The sequence below is a fragment of the Bordetella muralis genome, assembly GCF_965139205.1.
In the GTDB taxonomy this organism is placed as follows: domain Bacteria; phylum Pseudomonadota; class Gammaproteobacteria; order Burkholderiales; family Burkholderiaceae_B; genus Bordetella_A; species Bordetella_A muralis.
In genome coordinates, this window is record NZ_CBCSIU010000011.1 from 150,803 (window position 1) to 170,089 (window position 19,287).

Sequence of the window (19,287 nt, forward strand, 5' to 3'; positions counted from 1 at the left end):
AGCGTCCTTATTTAGTCCCGCGTAAGAACTCATGAAACAGCTTTTGCACGGACAACTCCCATTGCACCTCAAATCCGTCCGCTGTGACGATCCCAGCGCTCACTGACCCCAGCGCCTTCAATTCGCGCAACTCCAGAGGATTGCGATCTAGCCATTGCCCAATAGCAGACTCCGTCAGTCCGATCTCCGGCGCAACGTCCGAGATATAGCGCAGCGCCACGACGCGGCCGCCCAGGATGGCAACAATAGCCCACTCGTCGCCGTCGTGGGAGTCTTGTAGGTATTCGGGGATGGGGTATGTCGCCATACCGAAATGATACCTAATGTTTCATGGCTCGGTGCGCTCTGCCTTAAACGCAGACCAAAACCAGTGACTGTGCTTGTGATGCCTAGCCTTGTGACGCCTGAATTGGACCCGTATGGGCCCAAGATGACCGGCCGCAACGACAGCCTCATAGATGCGATCCTCAGCCAAATCGACCGGCGGGAGACTCTGCCGAGCTTCGTCCAGGTATTCCCCAGGCACTTTGGCCAAGATCCCGTTTTCGTTCGGCGCCTCCCTTTCAACGTACCTATCGGCGTCCGCTGGCTTCGGGCTAGGAGGGGGGAGATTTCGGGCTCGGCGCTCCTGAATAAAATCTTCCTCCCCGATTTCCATTTCGCCACACCTTGCGAGCAAGTCGGTAGTGCCCGCTGCCCTGACGGGCATGCTTTCCAGCAATTGATCAAAGCGACGCACGTAACTCCGCAGGCGCGCGATATACCAAAGCAGCTCGTGTACGTCAGGATCATCTCTACGCAGCTCCTGAATCTGCTTTAGACGTTTGCTGGTCAGTGGGGGCGGGAACATACATGGAGCACTAGAAATACTGGTTGAACATCCAGTATATCCGCTCTAGAATTGGTGCCACAGTGGCAATCTGTCACGAATACCGAGACACGGATGAGCGCAGCCGATTGGGAGCAGGTCGATGAATACTATTGGTCTGGCCCTGGTGGATGGTCCATATGTCGGGTCTTTGTGAATGGCGGCTGGGCTTTTGAGTTGTGGGGCGGTGGCGAATGGCGCGGAAGTCGCGCCTCTCTTGAGGGGGCTGTTGCTTTGTACGCGCAGCAGTCAAAGCGTTAGAACTGGCTCGATCGCGTCGGGCAATTCATATTTGGAGCTGCCGACCTCTTGCCGTACTGGGTGCCAGGTAAAGGCAGTTTCCGGCAGGCCCTCGTTCAGCAGGGCCTTTGCCTCATCCACTGGCAAGCCTGGATCTATCCATTCACGCGCCAAATCGGCCGGCAGCGCTATGGGGCGTCGATCGTGCACGTCGACCATGCCGCCTCGTGAATCGTTGGTTGCTATGGCGAACCCATGAGCCTTGTCCATTTCGTCACCGGGGCGCCAAGCCGTCAGGGCCGCGAAGAATAGCGGGCCGTCGCCATGGATGTAGTAGGGCTGCTTGGGCGGTTTCGGGTCGTCAGAGAGCGGCTTCCATTCATACCACCCATCGGCGGGCACGAGGATCCGGCCACGGCCAATCAACATCTTCCATGGCCAACCGTTCTTTTGGATGGTTTCCAGTTTGGCATTGACCATGAAATGCTTGGAGTTATTTGGCTGATAGCCCCACGGTAGCCGCATCATCTGCTCGGTGCCGTCAATCAACCGGTGGGCCGTGATCGGTCGAGTGCCAGGCGCCACGTTGTAGCGAGGACCGACGGGATCATCGAAGATCGTTGCCCAGTTGGTATCGATCCGCTCGACGTAATCCATCGGGCCAGATTTTTGGACTATGCGTCCGCACATGGGGCAGTCTCCATTGGATCCAGGCAGTTAGTATATGGGCTCGACGGTTCTGTCTTGACTTGAATTCGGGTCTCACCCGGAGACCAGAAATCGCGCAGAAGGCCCCAAAATAGCCCCAGAATTATAAAAATATCCCGCCAACGCTTGATATTGGCGTCTCGCCGTCGGCACCAAGAATTCTCCAGGTATCTCCTGGTCTGCAAAGCCCGTAAGAACAAGTTCTTACGGGCTTTTTGCTGCCTGCATATGACTCATCGTTGGTTCGCCGGCGAGTCATACTGGGAACTTTTCGCATCGCTCGCTGTATGCGCCGATTCTCGCTGTGTCTTCGACTCTCGGCACATTGACTCGGTCACGTAGCTGTGAATACCTCGATCGTCTGATATAAATGCGCAGGCGATGATGGAACGCATAAACGAGGCGCACAAGTGCATGGTAAATGGTCAAAAAGGTTGACTGTGGTGCTCGCGCTGTGTGCAGGTCTTGTCTCGGGTTGCAGCGGGGTCGGTAACGCGCCGATCAACACCATCAGCAACACCCCCCGCCGAGATTGCTTCTGTGGTGGCTGATACGAAAATCAACGCGCCCATTTTTGATGGGCTCCCTGGTGTTGCGGCCAGTTTGAAATAACAGGTGCTCGGATCGTCGTTGTGAACGGCCCGAGCGCACTTGCTCACATAGTGCGTCTGGCGCTTACAGCGCACTTCCCAATGCCTGCATGGTTGCGCGGACTTCCTGTCCCGGAATATCACGCAGGCGCCGGCCGCTATCGAGCGACAAAATCGCCGCGATGGCGGCGGCCCGGCCGTATTCGAAGCACTGTGCGGTAACGCGCGCCGAGGCCAGTGCTTCGTGTTCGGCGCTCAGGCATCGGCCGGCCACAATCAGGTTTTCGCCTTGTTCGGGCACCAGAGCCAGATAGGGCACTTCGTAGTAGTCATCCAGCAACCAGTGCAGCTTGGGTTTTTCGCCTGCGTGCAGTTCGATCGGCCATGGCACTCTGCAGATGCCGTCATCGCGCTTGCGGCAGGACAGCACATCGTCGTTGGTCAAAGTCTCTACGCCCACGATGCTGCGAGTCTGGCGCACACCGACTTGCGTACCGGTGTTAACCACGTAGCTCGCCTCGCAGCCGGGAATATTGTCCGCGAGAAAGGCGGCATATTCGCGGACCTGACGGCGGCCGGCGATCTCGGCTTCGGTGAAGTCTTCGGGGTCGATGACATTGAGCATATGGCCGTCACGTGCCGTCAGCCGGGTTGCATTGACCAGCAGCTCGCCGGGGCGGGTAGTCGGGAAGATCCAGATTTTTTTACGAGGCAATGCGTAGCGCCCGGCAGAGTCGGCCTGCTCAATGGCCTCGCTGACTTTGGGCGGGTTGATGGTGTCGTCACCCCAATAGGCCAGAAATCGCGGCATGTCGATCTGACCGAGTCTGAAGAACATCGTCGGGTTCTGAATTTTTCCGTGATCCCCGAAAACATAGCCGTAACCGGCGCGCGCAATGACTGCGGCATCGCCGGATGCGTCGATGATGCGCTTGGCCAGGATGACGGAACGCCCTGCAGCCGATTCGATGACGACGCCGGTGCAGGCGTCTTGTTCCATGATGACGCCGGTCACGCTGGTATGGAACAGCGTTTTGGCGCCGGCTTCCTCGACGAACTGATCCGCCGTCTCGCTCCACATGAGCGGATCGTGTGTCACGGTCCAGGTCTTGCCGTAGCGTTGCGGTGCGGTGACGCCGTTGCGGCGGGCCAGCTCGGCGCGGAAACGTTCAGTGAATCCTTGGACGACCTGACGGGGTTCGGCGTGGACGTCGCTCGCCAGATACATGCCGCAGATCGTCCCTGACATACCGGCCACGGCCGCGCCGCCAAAGAATCCGTAGCGCTCTATCACCAAGGTGCGTTTGCCGTGTTCGGCAGCCGTTGTCGCGGCAGCCACGCCGGCGGCACCGCCGCCTACTACCAACACGTCGACCTCTGCCAGGACGGGCAGGTCGGGTACGGCGTCGTAGCGGCTTTCGAGATGCCAGGCGGGGAAATCGGTGTTGTTGCTGTCCATGCTGTTTCCTTCATCAGTGCAAGCCGCCGTTGACGGCGGCTGCCTTTGCGTTAATCGATGTTCTTGTGCACGGTTTCAGGCCCTAGCGCGAGTGCGATCAGGGTCAGGACACCCATACCGCCCATGTAGACCACGATAGGCCACCAGTGCTGATAATAGGTGTAGAGCGCCGTCGCGATAAAGGGCGCCAGTCCGCCAGCCAGCAGCGAGCCGAGTTCCCGCGAAAACGCGAAGCCTGCCAACCGGAATTCGGTATCGAAGAGTTCCGCGTACCAGGCAGCCTGTGGCGACAACATGGCCGGATAGGCGATACCGAGGCCGACCGCAAAGCCCAGCACGACGGCCCAGAAGGCCTGCACATCCAGCAGCATGAAAAAGGGCGCCAGCCACAGCACGGAGACAATGATGCCGCCGAGATAGACTTTCTTGCGTCCGATGCGATCGGACAGCGCGCCGTAGAACGGAATCGTCACGAGCTGGATAGCCGATGCAATGATGACGGCCCACAATGCCATCGATTTTTCCATCTTGAGCGTGGTCACCATGTATGACACGCAAAATACAGGATAGAGGTAGGCAAAACCGTTCTCGCCCATGCGCGAGCCGATGACAATAAAGAAGCTGCGTGGATGATGCTTGATGGCTGAGAGCAGGCCGATCTTCTTTGTCTGCTGCGATTGCTGGGCTTTCTCAAAGGCAGGCGGTTCCTCGATGTTGCGTCGGATCAGGTAGCCGACCAACACGCAGACGGCGCCGAGCAGGAAGGGAATGCGCCATCCCCAGGCCATGAATTGCGCTTCGCTCAAGGTGTTCAGAAAGAAAAAGAACACTGCGTTGGCGAGCAACGTAGCTGCGGCAAAGCCCAGAGGGGCCCAGGCGCCGGCCGCGCCGCGCTTGCCTTTCTGTGCGTGCTCTACGGACAAGACCACGGCGCCCGCATATTCTCCGCCTGCGCCAAAACCCTGGATCAATCGCATCAATACGAGTAATGCCGGCGCCCATAGGCCGATGCTGTCATAGCCTGGCAATAGACCGATGGCGGTGGTGGCGCCGCCCATGAGGAACAATGTCAGTACCAGTACCGTCTTTCTGCCGACCTTATCACCGAGGTAGCCGAGCACGAGTCCGCCTAGTGGGCGAGCGAGAAATCCGACCGCATAGGTGGCGAAAGCGGCGAGGGTGCCGACCAGCGGATCGCTGTTCGGAAAGAAAATCTTGTTCAGTACGATGGCTGCCGCGGTGCCATAGATGATGAAGTCGTACCATTCCAGGACGGTACCGATGAATGCTGCCAGACCCGCTTTCCTGGATTTTTGTGCCTCTGTCTGCGTGGACATGATGGGCTGTCTCCGTGTGCCGTTGTTATGAGTTGGCCGGCGCCCTGGCCTGTGCCAGGGCGCCGGCCGGGGATCAAGAGGTATGTGCGTGAACCTTGCGTTTGCCCAGCACCGCGCCTTGTTCGATGGGCTGCACGAGTTGGGCATACTGCAAGAGATAGGTGCTGTTGCCGCCGCCGAGTTCGAGTTCACGGGGACGCCATTCACTCAGGCGCCGGGCGATCTCGTCCTGCGGAACGTCCATGTCGATCTTGCGGTTGACGAAGTCGATATGGATGGTTTCGCCTTGCCTGACCACGGCGAGGGGGCCGCCGGCTGCAGATTCCGGCATCAACTGGCCGACGATGATGCCCCGGTTCAAGCCGGACAATTCGCCGTCGGTGACGACTGCTACGTATTCGGCGATGCCGGCGCCATTGAGTGCCGCTACGAAACTGCAGGCGAATACTGTGCCGGGGCCGCCGCTGGGACCCATGTTGCGCAGGACGATCACGTCGCCCTTGTTGATCAAGCCTTTGCCCAGCGCCTCAATGGCTTCGTCCTCGCCTTCGTAGATATTGGCGGGGCCGGAGAATTCGGCGCGTTCGCCCGGCACCGCGGACAATTTCACAATGGCCCCATTGGGCGCGAGATTGCCGCGCAGAATGCCTACGCCTGGTCTCACGCTGACGGGATCAGCCAGGGATCGGATGATTTTGCCGTCTTTGACGCGCGCATCGCGGATGTTCTCGCCCACGGTCTGACGCGTCACGGTCAGCGCATCGAGATGCAGGTGTTCGCGCAGTTGGTTCATGACCGCGGGCGTTCCGCCGGCGGCTTCCAGGTCTTCGGTGCGGAAGGGGCCGTTAGGACGTACGGCCGTCAGCAGTTTGATGGACTTGCCGTAGTCTTCATAGAGTTTCACGACGTCCAGGGGCAATTCGGCCTCGGTGGCGATCGCGGCAATGTGACGCACCGTGTTGACTGAGCCGCCGACGGCCAGCACCATCATGACGGCATTACGGATGGACTCTTCGGTGATGATCTTGCGTGCCGAGACGCCGTGGCGGGTCAATTCGACGATCTGACGGCCGGCGGCTTGCGCATATTCGTTCAGGCGGCGGCCGTTGGCCCAGATGGGTGAGTTGCCAGGCAACGTCATGCCCATGGCTTCGGCCACAATATGCATGGAATTAGCGGTACCCAGGCCAGCACAGACGCCAGGCGACTGGATCGCCACATCCGTCATGTCGGTCAGGTCCTTGAGTGTGATCGTGCGGGTCGCCAGCGCGCCGATCTGCTCGTACACGTCGTCGATGTCGAAGAACTGATCCTCGAATTTCTCGTTTGAGCACTTGCCGCCGATCTGGTAGCCACAGGTCAAGAGCAGGGAGGGGACGTCCAGGCGTGCTGCCGCCATGAGATGGGCAGGTGTCGTCTTGTCGCAGGAGGATAGGCAGATCATGCCGTCCAGCACCGCGCCCTCCATCATGCATTCCACCTCGTTGACCATCAGATCGCGGGTCGGCATGAGATAGCGAGCTTTTTTCCCCGCGCTGGTGACAAAGTCGCTGGGGGCCACCGTGCGCACTTCAAACGCCAGGGCGCCGGCATCGCGGATGGCCTGCTGGACCAGAGCGCTGATGGCATCCAGATGGACGTAGCAGCAGGAAAGTTTGTTCGAGGTGTTGATGACGGCGATCTTGGGCTTGTCCATGTCTTCTTCACGGATGCCCATGCTGCGCCACTGGCTGCGCCGCACTGCCCAACGGGTGGAGCCGGGCTCAAAATTGCTTCTGTACATTGCTGCTGTCTCCTGGTTTCGCTGCCCGTACGCGGCTGTGCGACGGATAAGGCTGGGGATGATTGGTATGCTATCTGACTAAAAGTGGTCTGACAACTATCCAATTTGATCGGATTTACCCCAATTGGCAGGAAAATAAAAGCGATGTACGAGAAAGTGGACGGACCATTTTGCTGAAGAATGGTAAAGTTCCGAGTCCCGTAGTTTTGGATGTTCGGCATCGAGCCCACATGAGCAAGCCCCGTTTTTCAATGCTTCCCATCAAGCGCACAGACATTTTTCAAGAGGTGTGCCAGCAGCTTGAGAGTCTGCTGAACAGCGGCCAATTCCAAATTGGAGACAAGCTGCCGTCCGAGCGAGAACTATCCGAGAGTTTTTCTGTGAGCCGTTCGTCGATCCGCCAGGCGCTGAAGGTTCTCGAGGCCGCCGGACGTATCGAGACTCGCGTGGGCAGTGGCACCTATTTTGTCGAAAAGCACGCGGTTGCCACCAGTGGTGACAATTTGAATGCGTTGCTGGCGCAGGGCGTGAGCAAGGAATTCATGCAGCAGCTGATCGCGGCACGTACGGCGGTCGAGCGTGCGGTTTTCGAGGCGTATTCGATCAAGGCCAACAAAGGCGGCATTCGCATCCTGAAAGAACTGATCGACGACAACGCTCAGGACCAGACTGCAAAGGGCGAGTTCGAGGAGAATGCCGGTCTGGATTTGAGCTTTGAGGCCAAGGTCGCCGAGCTGGCCGGCAATCCTATCTTGTCCGCGATGCAGCAGCAGATCCATCAACTATGGACGCAGGCCTGGAGAATCTACGGTTTTGTGCCGGAAAGCCGCGACACGCTGCACCAGGAGCACTGCGCGATCATCGAGGCGCTCGCATCGAAGAACACGTCGCGCGTCATTGATCTGGTGGTTCAGCATGTGGACAAGGAAGTCCTTTAGCGTTCGTATTGCGCTCAATGCCGATTTATCTGCCGCCGACGAGAACGTTGTCAATCGAGAGATCCGGCTTGCTCCGGGGTTCATACCTGCTCTGAGTTGCCAAGACTTGCTATAACAATGGCTGCAACACTCTTTTTTTAGGGCTAGGGAATATGTCGATTCAAACGTTGGGCCGTTGTGGTGCCGTGGTATGTCTTGTTGTGGTGATGGCAGGGTGCATGAGTTCGCGCACGACTAGCCGGCTTTTCAACAAGTGCACCTGGGATCGCGATTCGTGCCTCTATGAGGGATCGTACGAGCCTGACGAGGAAGCGTATGCGGAAGAGGAAGCACGGCGTTTGAATGAGGCGCAAACACGATAGCCGACGCGGTAAGGGCAACGCGTCGGCCTGTCTGGATTATTCGGGTGAATTCCGTACGGCGCACAGAATAGTGGCTTCGGCGACGAGGTCTTTTTCTACAAATGCCTGGCCGCGGTATTTGCAAATGGCGCGGCTTAAGCGCAATGCCTGCACTTCGATGCGTAGCTGGTCCCCGGGCGTTACCGGGTTGATGAACCTCGCGTCGTCAATGCCCAAAAAATAGTAGACCGCCTGTCCTTGTTCCGGCCTGCTTTCCGTTCCCTCGTCGGCGAATGAAAACAACGCCGCAGACTGCGCCATGGCTTCGATAATGAGCGTGCCTGGCATGCACTGTCCGACTGCCATGAATGGGTCGTTGGTGGAGACATTCTTGATTGCGGTGATTTTTTGCCGAGGAATGATCTCAGTTACACGATCAATCAACAGCATGGGATAGCGATGCGGCAGGCGCTCCATAATTGATTTGATGTTCAGGCCCATACGGGAAGTACCTATTCGGTCGCACTGGAGCCCGTGCCTGGCTTCTACGCTGTTTGCGTGCTGGCAGTGTGCCACAGTGCCTGGCATGTTGCGCGGATGAGGGTGATATGAAGTGTTGCCGCGCTTCGTATCCGGCAGTCTGGCACGGATAGCGTTGCAGAACTCGGGAATTCCACGCCGTTTATGCGTTCAATTGAAACTTCGATTGACTTTCCGATGTACGGGGCTCATATTGACGGAGATCTTCAAGTGTCGTGATCGTTGAGCGGTCAGGCGCGACTACCGTGTCATCATTGTCCTCAATCCTTCCTTGATCGTCTGTTTGGGCCGTTGCTCGAACATTACTTATATAAGGAAGTGCTATGGAAACCGGTATCGTCAAATGGTTTAACTCGGAAAAAGGCTTTGGCTTCATCATGCCCGAGAATGGCGGCAAAGATTTGTTTGCCCATTTCTCCGAGATCGAAAGCGAAGGCTATAAGTCGTTGGAAGAAAACCAGCGCGTGAGCTACCACGCCGCCCAAGGCGCAAAAGGCCCGCAAGCCACAAAGATTCGCGTTCTCTAACGAACTCGTCGAGTCAAGAAACCCTCTGTGGAGGGTTTTTTTGTTGATGGCTCGGTATTCAGCCTCGTCTCGCCGTCTCGGTATCTCGCTATTTTTTCCCGGTTTTTGACGCCGGGGTGCGTTTGGCCATTTTGCCGGCCTGATGAACCATGTCGTAGAGCTGCTGCGCAGCGGGTGCCAATGGCCGGCCACGGCGTGTGATCAGCCCGAGCGTGCGGGTAACGCGGGGATGCTCGAGTTTGAGACTGGTCAGCGTGGCATGGCGAGTTAATGGCATGGCTAATTGCGGTACGGCCGCGACGCCTAATCCTGCCTCGACCATACCGAGCAATGTCATGATGTGGCTGACTTCGAACGCACTGACGGTGCGTTTACCGCTCTTGGCGAGGGCGTCGTCGATCAACAGACGATTGCCGCTTTCTTTCGCCACGGTCATAAAGCGTTCCTCCGAGAGTTCTTCCCACGAGACGCTGCGTCGGCGGGCGAATCGATGATCGTTGCGTATCGCCAGCACGAAGTCCTCGCGCAATACGGCTTTGAAATCCATGTCCGGCTCTTGCGTGCCAAAAAAGCTGATCCCAAAATCCGCACGGCCGGTAACGATGCTGTTGAGCACCGTATTGGCCGTTTCGTCGATGATCCGGACCCGGATGCGAGGAAATCGCTCGGAATAGTCGCGGATGACCGAGGGTAAAAAGTAATACGCGACGGAAGGGACGCAAGCGACGGTGACAAGGCCGCCGCGCTGCGTGGCCAGATCCTCGATGCTCAGGACGGCTCGATCCAGCTCGTCAATCGCGCTGCGGGCGCGTTCCAGAAAAACACGGCCTACGTTGGTCAACGATACGCGTCGTGTTGTGCGCTCCAGCAGGCGCGCACCCAGCAGATCCTCGAGTTTCTCAATGCGCCGGCTGAGCGCGGGCTGAGACAGGTGCAGGTCCTCTGCGGCAGCACGAAAGCTGGCACGCTCGGCGACAGCGACAAAGGCCTGCAATTCCTGCAGGTCGAAATTGATGCGTGCCATGCATTAATCCATAGATAAGTTGCAATTCACATAGTAGCGTGCCCGGCGCAGAATTCCTCACATGGAAACCGTAATCCCTTGTGTACTGATGCGTGGCGGTACGTCACGCGGCCCCTTTTTTCTGGGGGATTGGCTGCCTGCCGATCCTGCAGAGCGGGATCGTCTGTTGCTGCTGGCGATGGGCTCGCCCCATGCATTGCAGGTCGATGGCCTGGGCGGGGGAAACAGCCTGACCAGCAAAGTCGCGATCGTGTCCCGTTCATCGAGAGACGATTGCGATATCGATTATTTGTTCGCGCAGGTGTCTGTGGACCGAGCCTCGGTGGATACACGGCCGAACTGCGGCAACATGCTGTCGGGCGCCGCGCCGTTTGCGATCGATGAAGGGCTGATCGCGGCTCGTGAGGGAATGACGGTGGTGCGCGTTCATAACGTCAACACGGGAGCTGTAATTGAAGCAGTGGTGCAAACGCCGGGCGGCCGTATTACCTATGAAGGCGATACACGCATTGACGGCGTTCCTGGTACCGCGGCTCCCGTACGATTGAACTTTCAGGATGCTTGGGGTGCGGTCACCGGACGTTTGTTTCCCACGGGAAACCGGCTTGAAATGATAGAGGGTCTGCCGGTGACCTTGATCGATGCGGCGATGCCGATGGTGTTGATGCGGGCCGAGGATTTTGGGCTGCGTGGGGACGAGACGGCAGCCCAATTGGATGGCAATGTAGCGTTGCTGGAACGGATCGCTCGTATACGCCTGCAGGCCGGCAAGCGTATGGGGTTGGGTGATGTCAGCAATAGTGTGATCCCCAAGCCGGTGTTGCTGGCACCAGCTGAAAACAGGGCGTCCATCCGGTCGCGNTATTTCACTCCGCATGTGTGCCATCGAGCGCACGCGGCAACCGGGGCGGTGGGCGTGGCCAGTGCGTTTTTCATGCCGGGTACGGTGGCGCATCTGTGCGGTGGTCCGGATGTTCAAGACGGGTATCGGACGGTGCGCATCGAGCATCCCTCGGGCGGGATGGATATTGATGTGGCCTTGGACGTGTCTAGCGGCGTGGTGCGCGCAGCGGGGCTGGTGCGTACGGCACGCAAGATCATGAAAGGGATGCTGTATGTGCCCGGTCAGTATCAGATAGGCAGTCACTTGCTGCAACGCGAGGCTGCTTAGCGATTGCGATGATCGATGTGGCGCACGGATGCCGCCGATTACCGTTCATGTGAACGCAGGATCGCAATGTGGGCGCTATATGAGCTGGCCCACGCAACGAATTTGATAAAACTAGGAGACACAAATGGATTTTCTGACGAGCAAAAAGTGGGCGTGTGCCGTCGCGGTGTGCTGTACCTTTGGCATGAGCGCGGCATATGCGGATTATCCGGATCGCCCGATCACTCTGGTGGTCCCAACGGCGGCGGGTGGAGGCAATGATGCCCTGGCACGCGTGGTGGGACAAAAAATGGGAGATCTGCTGGGCCAGTCGATCATTGTGGTCAACAAGCCCGGTGCGCAGGGGGCGATCGCCTCGGATTATGTGGCGCGCCAGCCCGCTGACGGTTATACGCTGATGCTGGGTTATATCGGCACGCATGGCATCAATCCAGCTTTGCAAAAGCTGAACTACGACCCTGTCAAGGATTTCACGCCTATTGGCCGAGTGGCGGATTCGCCTACCATCATGGTGGTGTCCAGCAGTATCGGGGTCAAAGATGTGGCGGGCTTGGTGAAGTACAGCAAGGATCATCCGGACAGCCTGACCTTTGCCTCGGCAGGGGCGGGGACGGCGCCGGCTGTGGCTGGGCAATTGTTCAATCAAGCTACCGGGGCAAATATGCTGGACATCCCGTACAAGGGCTCGGCGCCGGCATTGACCGACACCTTGTCCGGGACGACGCAAGTCATGTTCCCCAGTTTGTTCAGCGTCTATTCCCATCTGAAATCTGAAAAGATCCGGGCGCTGGCGGTTGCCGGGCCAACGCGCACATCTGTTTTGCCCGGACTGCCGACGCTGGCCGAGGCGGGCGTGCCTGGTGTCGAGGTGCCTCAGTGGTATGCGATTTTTGCGCCGGCCAAGGCGGATGCCGCTCTCGTACAAAAGCTGAACACGGCCTTGAATCAAGCATTGAATGACCCTGAAGTCGTCAAGAAAATCGACGAGCAGGGCGCTGAGGTGCATACCAGTACGCCAGCGGAGCTGGGTGCGTTTGTGCAAAGCGAGGCCGTGCGTTGGAAAAAGCTCGCCGCCACGACGGCGCTGGCGGCGCGATAGGCTGCCGGCTTGAGGGCGAGTGAGGCGGTCTGATTCGTGGCCGCTTGTCTGGGAGGAGGATTTCCCTACTCTCAGAGTGATGAATTGATCCTCCGTTAACGCGGCTGATGCGGTTATCCTAGCGGCTCTGATCTCCGATAATTTCGGTATGAGCCGCTTTTTGTTGACCGCATGAACTACGACGCGGAATTCCGCTCCCTAATTTCGTTGGAACACGTTGGCCGCCTGCCGGCCGCGCAGACCTTGGTGCTGACGGTGAACAACCGGCTGGCGCGCCGTCTGACGCTGGACTTGGCTGGTCAACTGCGCCGTGAACGCCAAGTCAGTGAATTACCGCGGGTGCTGCCGTTGGGCGCCTGGTTGGTCGAGGCGGGAGCCGATCTGGCCTTTGTCGCGGACGCCGATCTGCCTGCGCATCGCCTCGATACCTTTGCGACGCAAATGGTATGGGTGGACGCGATTGCGTCAGAGGAGGGCGAACGCGTATTGCTGGACGTCGCCCAGGCGGCGGCGTTGGCGATGGATGCCGACGCGTTGATGGATGAGTGGGATCTGCAGGTGCCCAGCGGTGCCGATACGGACGAGTATCGCGGTTTTGCACGATGGCGCGCGCGTTATCGCGAGCAGTTGCGTGCGATCGATGCAGAGGATGCGAATCAAGGCTATGCGCGCGTGTTGGATGCGCTGCAGCAGGGGGCGGTAGCCGCGCCGCCGTATCTGGTGTTGGCGGGCTTTACTGATGTGTCGCCGCGTTTTGCTGCGTTGCTGGATGCGTTTCAGGACGGTGGTTCGCAACTGTCGTGGCTACAGGATGCGGAGGCCGAGGCGGCGAGGCCGGTACGGTATTGTGCGGACGATCAGGGCGGAGAATGGCGGGCGGCTGGCGCTTGGGCGGCGCAGCGATTGGCCGAGGATCCTGTGGGACGCTATGCGATTGTGTCGGCCCAGTTGCAGTCCGAGTCGCCGTTTGCGCGGCGTGTAGTGGGGCAGGCCCTGGCTCAGCGCGGGCATGCATTTAACGTGGCAGTGGGACGGCCGCTGACAGAATGGCCCGCAGTTCGTGCGGCGTTGGCGTGGTTGCACGCGTTGGCCGATATGGCCTATGCCGGTGCGGTGGATACGCCGGTCTTGGGGGCGGCATTGCTGGCTGGCCATTGCGCGGGTGACCGTAGCGATGGCGCGCGGTTGGCGATGATCGACGCGCGCTGGCGCCGCAAGGGGCTCAGCCATATCGATGCAGCGCAATGGCAGCGGGATATCGCCAGCGAGAACGTGCGGACGGCTGACCGGGCTGTAGCTGACGCGACCCGCAACACGGACGTTGGCGTTGCCCAGGATGCAATCAACAACACGGCAAACAGCGCGGAGATCGCCCCGATTGCAAGAAAGGCGACAGTGCTCTCGACCGCCTGGCCTGCCGCGCTGGAGATTTGGCGGCAGGTGGGCGAGCGTGCGACATGCGATCTCTGGATGCCTGCGATGCGTGCTGCGTTGGTTGCACTGGGGTTTCCGGGGGAACGGCCGCTGGATAGCGTGGGCTATCAGGTCATGGGCGCATTGGGAGATTTGTTTGGCCGTTATGCGGCATTGGCGCCTGCGGCTGGGCAATTGAATGGCCGTGCTGCCGTGCGTCTGCTGGAGCGCGCGGCGGCGGCAACGTCTTTTCAACCGCAGCGTGATCCATCGGCCCGGCTGGATGTGTTGGGCTTGCTCGAGGCCGAAGGCGGGCATTGGGATGGTGTCTGGATACTGGGACTGACCGATGATGTCCTGCCTGCCACGCCACAGCCCAATCCGTTGTTGCCCCTGGTGGTGTTGCGGCAGGCGGGGGCGCCGCGTGCAACGCCTGAACGCGAGCGTCAATGGGCGGAGTCTATGTATGCGGCGTTGTGCCGTTGCGCGCCTGAGGTCGTAGTGAGTCATTCGCACTTGGATGGCGAGCGCGAGCTGCGGCCGTCGCCTCTGATTGCGCAAGTGCCGTTAATGGATTGGCAGATGCCTGTGGCGGCAGCGCCTGCCTTGTTACCGCAACAGGTGTTGAACGACGATCGAGGGCCGGCGCTATCACAACGAATGCCGGACGAAGGTTACGCCTCCCTGACGACGCCGGTCTCCGATGGCGAGAACAGCGAAGTATTACCGGCGATTATGCCTGCAGGACAGCCGCCCCCCTCAGGAACAGAACGCTCAGCGGGGGCAACAGGCGGCCTGGATGTGCTGGATACGCAGGCCCGTAATCCGCTATGGGCCTTTGTACGTCATCGCTTGGGCGGCCGGGCACTGGCTGATTATGCTGATATGGCGAATCAGAATGTGCGCGGGCAGTTCCTGCATCGCGCGCTGGAGCTGGTGTGGCGCATGTTCTCCAGTCAGGAGGACTTGCACGCAGCGATGGAAGAAGGACGTTTGTCCGCCTTGATTGATCAGGCCATTGACGAGGCCGCCAGTACTGAGTTGAAAACCTATCCGCCAGCATTGCGTGAATTGGAGTGCGAGCGCGGACGGACGGTCTTGGCGGGGTGGTTTGATGTCGAAGCGCAGCGTATGCCGTTCGAGGTGGCCCAAGTCGAGGAAACTCATCATTGGTCGCGTGGGCCATTGGCGTTGACGGTGCGCCTGGACCGATTGGATCGCCTGCCTGACGGCAGAGCCGTGATTGTGGACTACAAAACCGGAATGTCTCCCGGGAATCCTGAATCGGATTGGGCGCGGGTTCGTCCGGTGAATTTGCAGTTGCCGTTCTATGCATCAGTGCTGTCCGGCGATACTCCCGATGCGGATGTGGCGGCATTGGTATTGGCGCAAGTGCACGCGCGTCAGGTGGTAGCGAGCGGGTTGACGGACACGGATCTGGGCATGCCGGGCGTGACGGCGATTGAAAAGAGCAAGGCTTTCGAGGGACAGGCCTGGGCCGATATTCTGCATCGCTGGCGAGGCGCGGTGGAGGGCTTGGCCGATGAATATGCGACGGGATACGCCGCAAACGTGGTCTATCGTCAGGATGATTTGAAATATTGCGATGCCATGCCATTTCTGAGAGTGCACTTGGAAGACGAGGATGACGCGGAATGAGTAGCGCTGTTCGCCAACCCTCCGATCATCTCGCACGGGCTCGTGCGTTGGATCCCGCTGCATCGTATCTGGTGCAAGCCCCTGCCGGCTCGGGCAAGACCGAGTTGTTGACGGATCGCATTCTGGCGCTGTTGGCGACGGTCAATCGGCCAGAGGAAATTGTCGCCATTACGTTCACGCGCAAGGCTGCCTCGGAAATGCACGCTCGCGTGTTGAGCAAGCTGCGCGACGGCAATGGCCCCATGCCCGAGACCGAGCACGGTCAGCGCAGTTGGCAGTTGGCGCGCGAGGCGCTGGCGCGTGACGAGGCCCTCGGTTGGAAACTGTTGCAGCATCCGGCGCGATTGTCGATTCGCACCATCGATTCATTTTGCGCGGGACTGGTGCGTGGGATGCCATGGCTGTCGGAGCTGGGCGGCATGCCGGATATCGCGGACAATGCCCAGGCACATTATGAGGCGGCTGCACGTGCAACATTGGCGTTGGTCGATGATTTCGACGACGTGCGTATCCTGTTAAAGCATCTGGATGTCGATACGCAGGCTGCTGTCGAAGCGATTGCAGCGATGCTGGGACAGCGTGACCAATGGCTGCCGTTATTGGCGCACGGCAGTGATCGCATGGCCCTGCAGGACGCATTGGCCGAGGCCATCGGCGAGGACTTGGACGCCTTGGCACAGGCTATGCCATTGGGCTGGGAGGATGCGTTGTGCTGGCCTGCACGGATGGCTGTTGCGGCGTTGGATGAAGAAGATCCCGCGCATGCCTTGGCTGCGCTGCGCGATTGGGACGAGCCGTTGATGCCTGATGCCGAATGGCTGGGGCACTGGAAAGCCGTACGCCATTTATTGTTGACGTCCGCAGGCGCGTTGCGCAGCGCGCGTGGTGTCAACAAGAAACTGGGTTTCCCGCCCAAGTGCGAACACAAAGAGGCGTTTACGCGATGGCTGGATGCGGCCGACCCTCAAGCCGCCTGGATTTGGATGCTGGATGCGGTCGACTCCATACCGCCGGCGGAGTTCAGCGAGGAGCAATGGCGTGTTTTGAGCGCACAGTTGATGACGCTGAAGCTGGCGGTCGCGCAATTGCACCTGCGCTTTGCGGAAACCCGTGAAGTGGACTTCATCGAGATCGCGCAGCGTGCTTCGCATGCTTTGGGCTCCGCTGATGATCCCGGTGAGTTGCTATTGAAACTCGATGCGTCGATACGTCATCTGTTGATCGACGAGTTTCAAGACACCAGTTTGACGCAGATTCATTTGCTCGCGACGTTGACATCCGGTTGGCAACCGGGGGATGGGCGAACCCTGTTCTTGGTGGGCGATCCGATGCAGTCCATCTACCGGTTCCGCAAGGCAGAGGTAGGATTGTTCCTGCAGGCGGCGGAAGTCGGTATCGGTGAAATCGCTCCAGAGTTCCTGCAGCTGACCGATAATTTCCGCTCACAGGCTGGCGTGGTCGAGTGGGTCAACGCGACGTTCCGTGGTTTGCTGCCTGCGCGCAACGATGCCGCCGCGGGGGCAATCGCCTATACCGACTCGGCCGCATTCAATCCGGCGTTGCCGGGCGAACCTGTCCGTTTTTATGGGGCCTTTAGTACGTCAGGTGCGAGCGAGGCTGACCAGGCGGCCGAGGCGTTGACAGTGCAACTGGTCAAGCAGGCGCTGCAGGACCGCGATCCTGCGAGCCGGCATCCCGTCGCTATTTTGGTGCGGGCGCGAGGCCATTTGGGGCAGTTGGTGCGCCGCTTGACTCAGGCTGGTATTGCTTGCCGCGCCGTGGACCTCGTGCCATTGGGACAGCGTCAGGTAGTGTCGGATTTGGTTCAATTGCTGCGAGCTTTGGCTCATCCCGCGGATCGCTTGGCCTGGCTATCGGTATTGCGTGCGCCGTGGTGCGGGCTAACGTTAAACAGCATGCATGCCTTGTTTGGGCACGATTTGGCAACGCCGGTTCCTACGCTGCTGTCCGCGGCTTTGCACGTGGCGAACGAGGCGAAAAACAACGCCTCGATATTGCCCCGAGGCCAAAGTTTGTCGTTGTGGGACGATCCGCAGCCGGCGCTGCAGCATGAGCCTGCGCAATGTCTGGCACAACAACGTTTAACCGCAGACGAATACGCTCGTTTGGCTCACGTCAGTGCCATTCTGTTGGACGCGGCGAACGCGAGCGGCGCGATGCCCTTGGCTGCGTGGCTGGAGTCTCTCTGGCAACGCTTGGGCGGGGCCGCTTTGTACGCCAGTGCCAGCGCAGCCGAGGATGCAGAAAGCCTGTTTGGCTTGATCGAACGCCTGGCGCCTCATGGGGGGCTGGATCCGGCACAGCTGGATACCGCGCTGGCCAGACTCTATGCGGCACCAGAGGGCGGAGCCGACGACAGCAATGTGGTCGAAATCATGACCATGCACAAGTCCAAGGGGCTGCAATTCGATACGGTAATCTTGTACGGTCTGCACAAATCTCCACGCGCCGAACGCGCGCCTCTGGTCAGTTTTGAGCAAAGTCATGAACGCGTGCTATTTGGTCCGGTCAAGCCTCGTGCAGATAAAGAAGCCGATCCGGTATCGCGGTACTTGACCTTGCGCGAAAAGCGCCGTGCCTCCTACGAAACCGATCGATTGCTGTACGTCGCGGCGACACGTGCACGCCACCGTCTGCATCTCGTAGGAAATGTCGTGGTCGATCCTGCGACAGGACAATCCAAGCCCCCAGCCGCAAACAGCTTGCTGGGGCGGTTGTGGGAATGGCTGCCCGCGGATCAAAAATCGCCGCCACCGGATTGGCAGGATACTGCTGCCTTGGATGCCGGTGCGGCAGCGCAATATGCCGGCGAGCCGTTACGTCGTATCACTGACCAGGCGATTGATCTGTTGCGTGCTCAGCGTTCGTCTGCGAACGACTCGAAATTGGGGTTGACCGCACAGAACTTCAACCAGGGGCAGGGGGTAGAGCATCCTGCTTGGCAACTGGACACCGTGCACGATGCTGCGATCGGTACGCTTGCGCATGCTTGGTTAGCCCGTATTGGTCAAGACGGCTTGGCCCAATGGTCCGCCGAGGCGCTGCGCGCATATTTGCCCGTCATGCAAAAGCAGTTGACTCGCGCAGGCTTGCCGTCCGCACTGGCCCCCGACGCCGCGCATGCCGTCTTGGATACATTACTGGCAACGCTGGATCACGATCGCGGCCGCTGGCTGCTCTCACAATCCTCTGCCCGCCGCGAATGGCCTCTCATCGACGCCACCGGCCGCGTTTCCGTCATCGACCTGGCCCTCAGCACCGAAGACGGCTGGCTCATCGTCGACTACAAGACCGCCCGCCCACACGCCGGTGAATCCACCGAACATTTCGCCACCCGCATGCGCCAGCGCCATGCGGACCAGCTCCTGCGCTACTGCACCCAAGTCACCGCCCTGGACTCCCGCCCCGCCAGATCAGTCCTATATTTCCCGAGAGCAGCGCTCTGGATAGATCTATAAGCCGAAACAAAAAAATCACAAGATGATCTGAAGGCAGACACAGGCAAAGAAAACCCGCCCAAAAGAACCATCTCCCCAACTATCAGACACCCCACCCCCTCCCTCTCGGAG

The 19,287-nt window shown here is 59.4% G+C and carries 13 protein-coding genes and 1 pseudogene; 7 read left to right on the top strand and 7 right to left on the bottom strand.

Features of this window, described 5'->3' with window-relative positions:
- Window positions 1-7 precede the first annotated feature (7 nt).
- From ACNA0I_RS16965 to ilvD, 5 genes are all read right to left on the bottom strand, one after another.
- The gene (locus tag ACNA0I_RS16965) at window positions 8-307 is read right to left on the bottom strand and encodes a hypothetical protein (RefSeq protein ID WP_415807169.1); all 300 of its coding nucleotides are present in this window, start codon (window positions 305-307) and stop codon (window positions 8-10) included.
- An 810-nt stretch (window positions 308-1,117) separates the two neighbouring features.
- The gene (locus ACNA0I_RS16970) at window positions 1,118-1,798 is read right to left on the bottom strand and encodes an SOS response-associated peptidase (RefSeq protein WP_415807170.1); all 681 of its coding nucleotides are present in this window, start codon (window positions 1,796-1,798) and stop codon (window positions 1,118-1,120) included.
- 693 nt (window positions 1,799-2,491) lie between these two features.
- Window positions 2,492-3,865, bottom strand: a complete 1,374-nt coding sequence (locus tag ACNA0I_RS16975) for an FAD-dependent oxidoreductase (protein WP_415807171.1) — start codon at window positions 3,863-3,865, stop codon at window positions 2,492-2,494.
- A 50-nt stretch (window positions 3,866-3,915) separates the two neighbouring features.
- Window positions 3,916-5,202: an MFS transporter gene (locus ACNA0I_RS16980; protein WP_415807172.1), complete on the bottom strand. Its 1,287-nt coding sequence runs from the start codon at window positions 5,200-5,202 to the stop codon at window positions 3,916-3,918.
- A 73-nt stretch (window positions 5,203-5,275) separates the two neighbouring features.
- Window positions 5,276-6,985: a dihydroxy-acid dehydratase gene (ilvD, locus tag ACNA0I_RS16985; RefSeq protein WP_415807173.1), complete on the bottom strand. Its 1,710-nt coding sequence runs from the start codon at window positions 6,983-6,985 to the stop codon at window positions 5,276-5,278.
- A gap of 230 nt (window positions 6,986-7,215) precedes the next feature.
- Between ilvD and ACNA0I_RS16990 the strand changes: the two genes are divergently transcribed.
- Window positions 7,216-7,923, top strand: a complete 708-nt coding sequence (locus tag ACNA0I_RS16990; RefSeq protein ID WP_415807174.1) for a FadR/GntR family transcriptional regulator — start codon at window positions 7,216-7,218, stop codon at window positions 7,921-7,923.
- Window positions 7,924-8,321: 398 nt separating this feature from the next.
- Here ACNA0I_RS16990 and fabZ read toward each other — a convergent pair whose 3' ends face one another.
- Window positions 8,322-8,765 (bottom strand): 3-hydroxyacyl-ACP dehydratase FabZ, encoded by a 444-nt coding sequence (fabZ, locus tag ACNA0I_RS16995; RefSeq protein ID WP_415807175.1) that lies wholly within the window; start codon window positions 8,763-8,765, stop codon window positions 8,322-8,324.
- Between the two features lie 362 nt (window positions 8,766-9,127).
- Here fabZ and ACNA0I_RS17000 point away from each other — a divergent pair, with 362 nt between their 5' ends.
- On the top strand, window positions 9,128-9,331 hold the full coding sequence (locus tag ACNA0I_RS17000) for a cold-shock protein (RefSeq protein ID WP_415807176.1): 204 nt from the start codon (window positions 9,128-9,130) through the stop codon (window positions 9,329-9,331).
- A gap of 88 nt (window positions 9,332-9,419) precedes the next feature.
- Here the strand turns inward: ACNA0I_RS17000 and ACNA0I_RS17005 are convergent, their stop codons facing one another.
- A complete protein-coding gene (locus ACNA0I_RS17005; protein WP_415807177.1) occupies window positions 9,420-10,355 on the bottom strand; it encodes a LysR family transcriptional regulator in 936 nt (311 codons plus the stop codon).
- A gap of 61 nt (window positions 10,356-10,416) precedes the next feature.
- Between ACNA0I_RS17005 and ACNA0I_RS17010 the strand changes: the two genes are divergently transcribed.
- The 5 genes and pseudogenes from ACNA0I_RS17010 to ACNA0I_RS17030 form a co-directional block, all read left to right on the top strand.
- Window positions 10,417-11,216, top strand: an 800-nt coding sequence (locus tag ACNA0I_RS17010) for a PrpF domain-containing protein (RefSeq protein WP_462935938.1), incomplete at its 3' end; no start/stop codon positions are given.
- Between the two features lies 1 nt (window position 11,217).
- A pseudogene (locus ACNA0I_RS17015) lies at window positions 11,218-11,526 on the top strand (PrpF domain-containing protein); the annotation flags it as partial.
- A 124-nt stretch (window positions 11,527-11,650) separates the two neighbouring features.
- Window positions 11,651-12,625, top strand: a complete 975-nt coding sequence (locus tag ACNA0I_RS17020) for a Bug family tripartite tricarboxylate transporter substrate binding protein (RefSeq protein ID WP_415807178.1) — start codon at window positions 11,651-11,653, stop codon at window positions 12,623-12,625.
- A 171-nt stretch (window positions 12,626-12,796) separates the two neighbouring features.
- Complete coding sequence (locus tag ACNA0I_RS17025; protein ID WP_415807180.1) at window positions 12,797-15,697, top strand: PD-(D/E)XK nuclease family protein; 2,901 nt, start codon at window positions 12,797-12,799, stop codon at window positions 15,695-15,697.
- Window positions 15,694-19,176, top strand: a complete 3,483-nt coding sequence (locus ACNA0I_RS17030) for a UvrD-helicase domain-containing protein (RefSeq protein ID WP_415807181.1) — start codon at window positions 15,694-15,696, stop codon at window positions 19,174-19,176. The genes ACNA0I_RS17025 and ACNA0I_RS17030 overlap by 4 nt, the downstream gene beginning before the upstream one ends.
- Window positions 19,177-19,287 lie beyond the last annotated feature (111 nt).

What these genes read in the sequence shown, in the direction of transcription:
- ACNA0I_RS16965 (WP_415807169.1), bottom strand. Translation starts at nt 307, where the DNA reads ATGGCGACATACCCCATCCCCGAATACCTACAAGACTCCCACGACGGC.
- ACNA0I_RS16970 (WP_415807170.1), bottom strand. Translation starts at nt 1,798, where the DNA reads ATGTGCGGACGCATAGTCCAAAAATCTGGCCCGATGGATTACGTCGAG.
- ACNA0I_RS16975 (WP_415807171.1), bottom strand. Translation starts at nt 3,865, where the DNA reads ATGGACAGCAACAACACCGATTTCCCCGCCTGGCATCTCGAAAGCCGC.
- ACNA0I_RS16980 (WP_415807172.1), bottom strand. Translation starts at nt 5,202, where the DNA reads ATGTCCACGCAGACAGAGGCACAAAAATCCAGGAAAGCGGGTCTGGCA.
- ilvD (WP_415807173.1), bottom strand. Translation starts at nt 6,985, where the DNA reads ATGTACAGAAGCAATTTTGAGCCCGGCTCCACCCGTTGGGCAGTGCGG.
- ACNA0I_RS16990 (WP_415807174.1), top strand. Translation starts at nt 7,216, where the DNA reads ATGAGCAAGCCCCGTTTTTCAATGCTTCCCATCAAGCGCACAGACATT.
- fabZ (WP_415807175.1), bottom strand. Translation starts at nt 8,765, where the DNA reads ATGGGCCTGAACATCAAATCAATTATGGAGCGCCTGCCGCATCGCTAT.
- ACNA0I_RS17000 (WP_415807176.1), top strand. Translation starts at nt 9,128, where the DNA reads ATGGAAACCGGTATCGTCAAATGGTTTAACTCGGAAAAAGGCTTTGGC.
- ACNA0I_RS17005 (WP_415807177.1), bottom strand. Translation starts at nt 10,355, where the DNA reads ATGGCACGCATCAATTTCGACCTGCAGGAATTGCAGGCCTTTGTCGCT.
- ACNA0I_RS17020 (WP_415807178.1), top strand. Translation starts at nt 11,651, where the DNA reads ATGGATTTTCTGACGAGCAAAAAGTGGGCGTGTGCCGTCGCGGTGTGC.
- ACNA0I_RS17025 (WP_415807180.1), top strand. Translation starts at nt 12,797, where the DNA reads ATGAACTACGACGCGGAATTCCGCTCCCTAATTTCGTTGGAACACGTT.
- ACNA0I_RS17030 (WP_415807181.1), top strand. Translation starts at nt 15,694, where the DNA reads ATGAGTAGCGCTGTTCGCCAACCCTCCGATCATCTCGCACGGGCTCGT.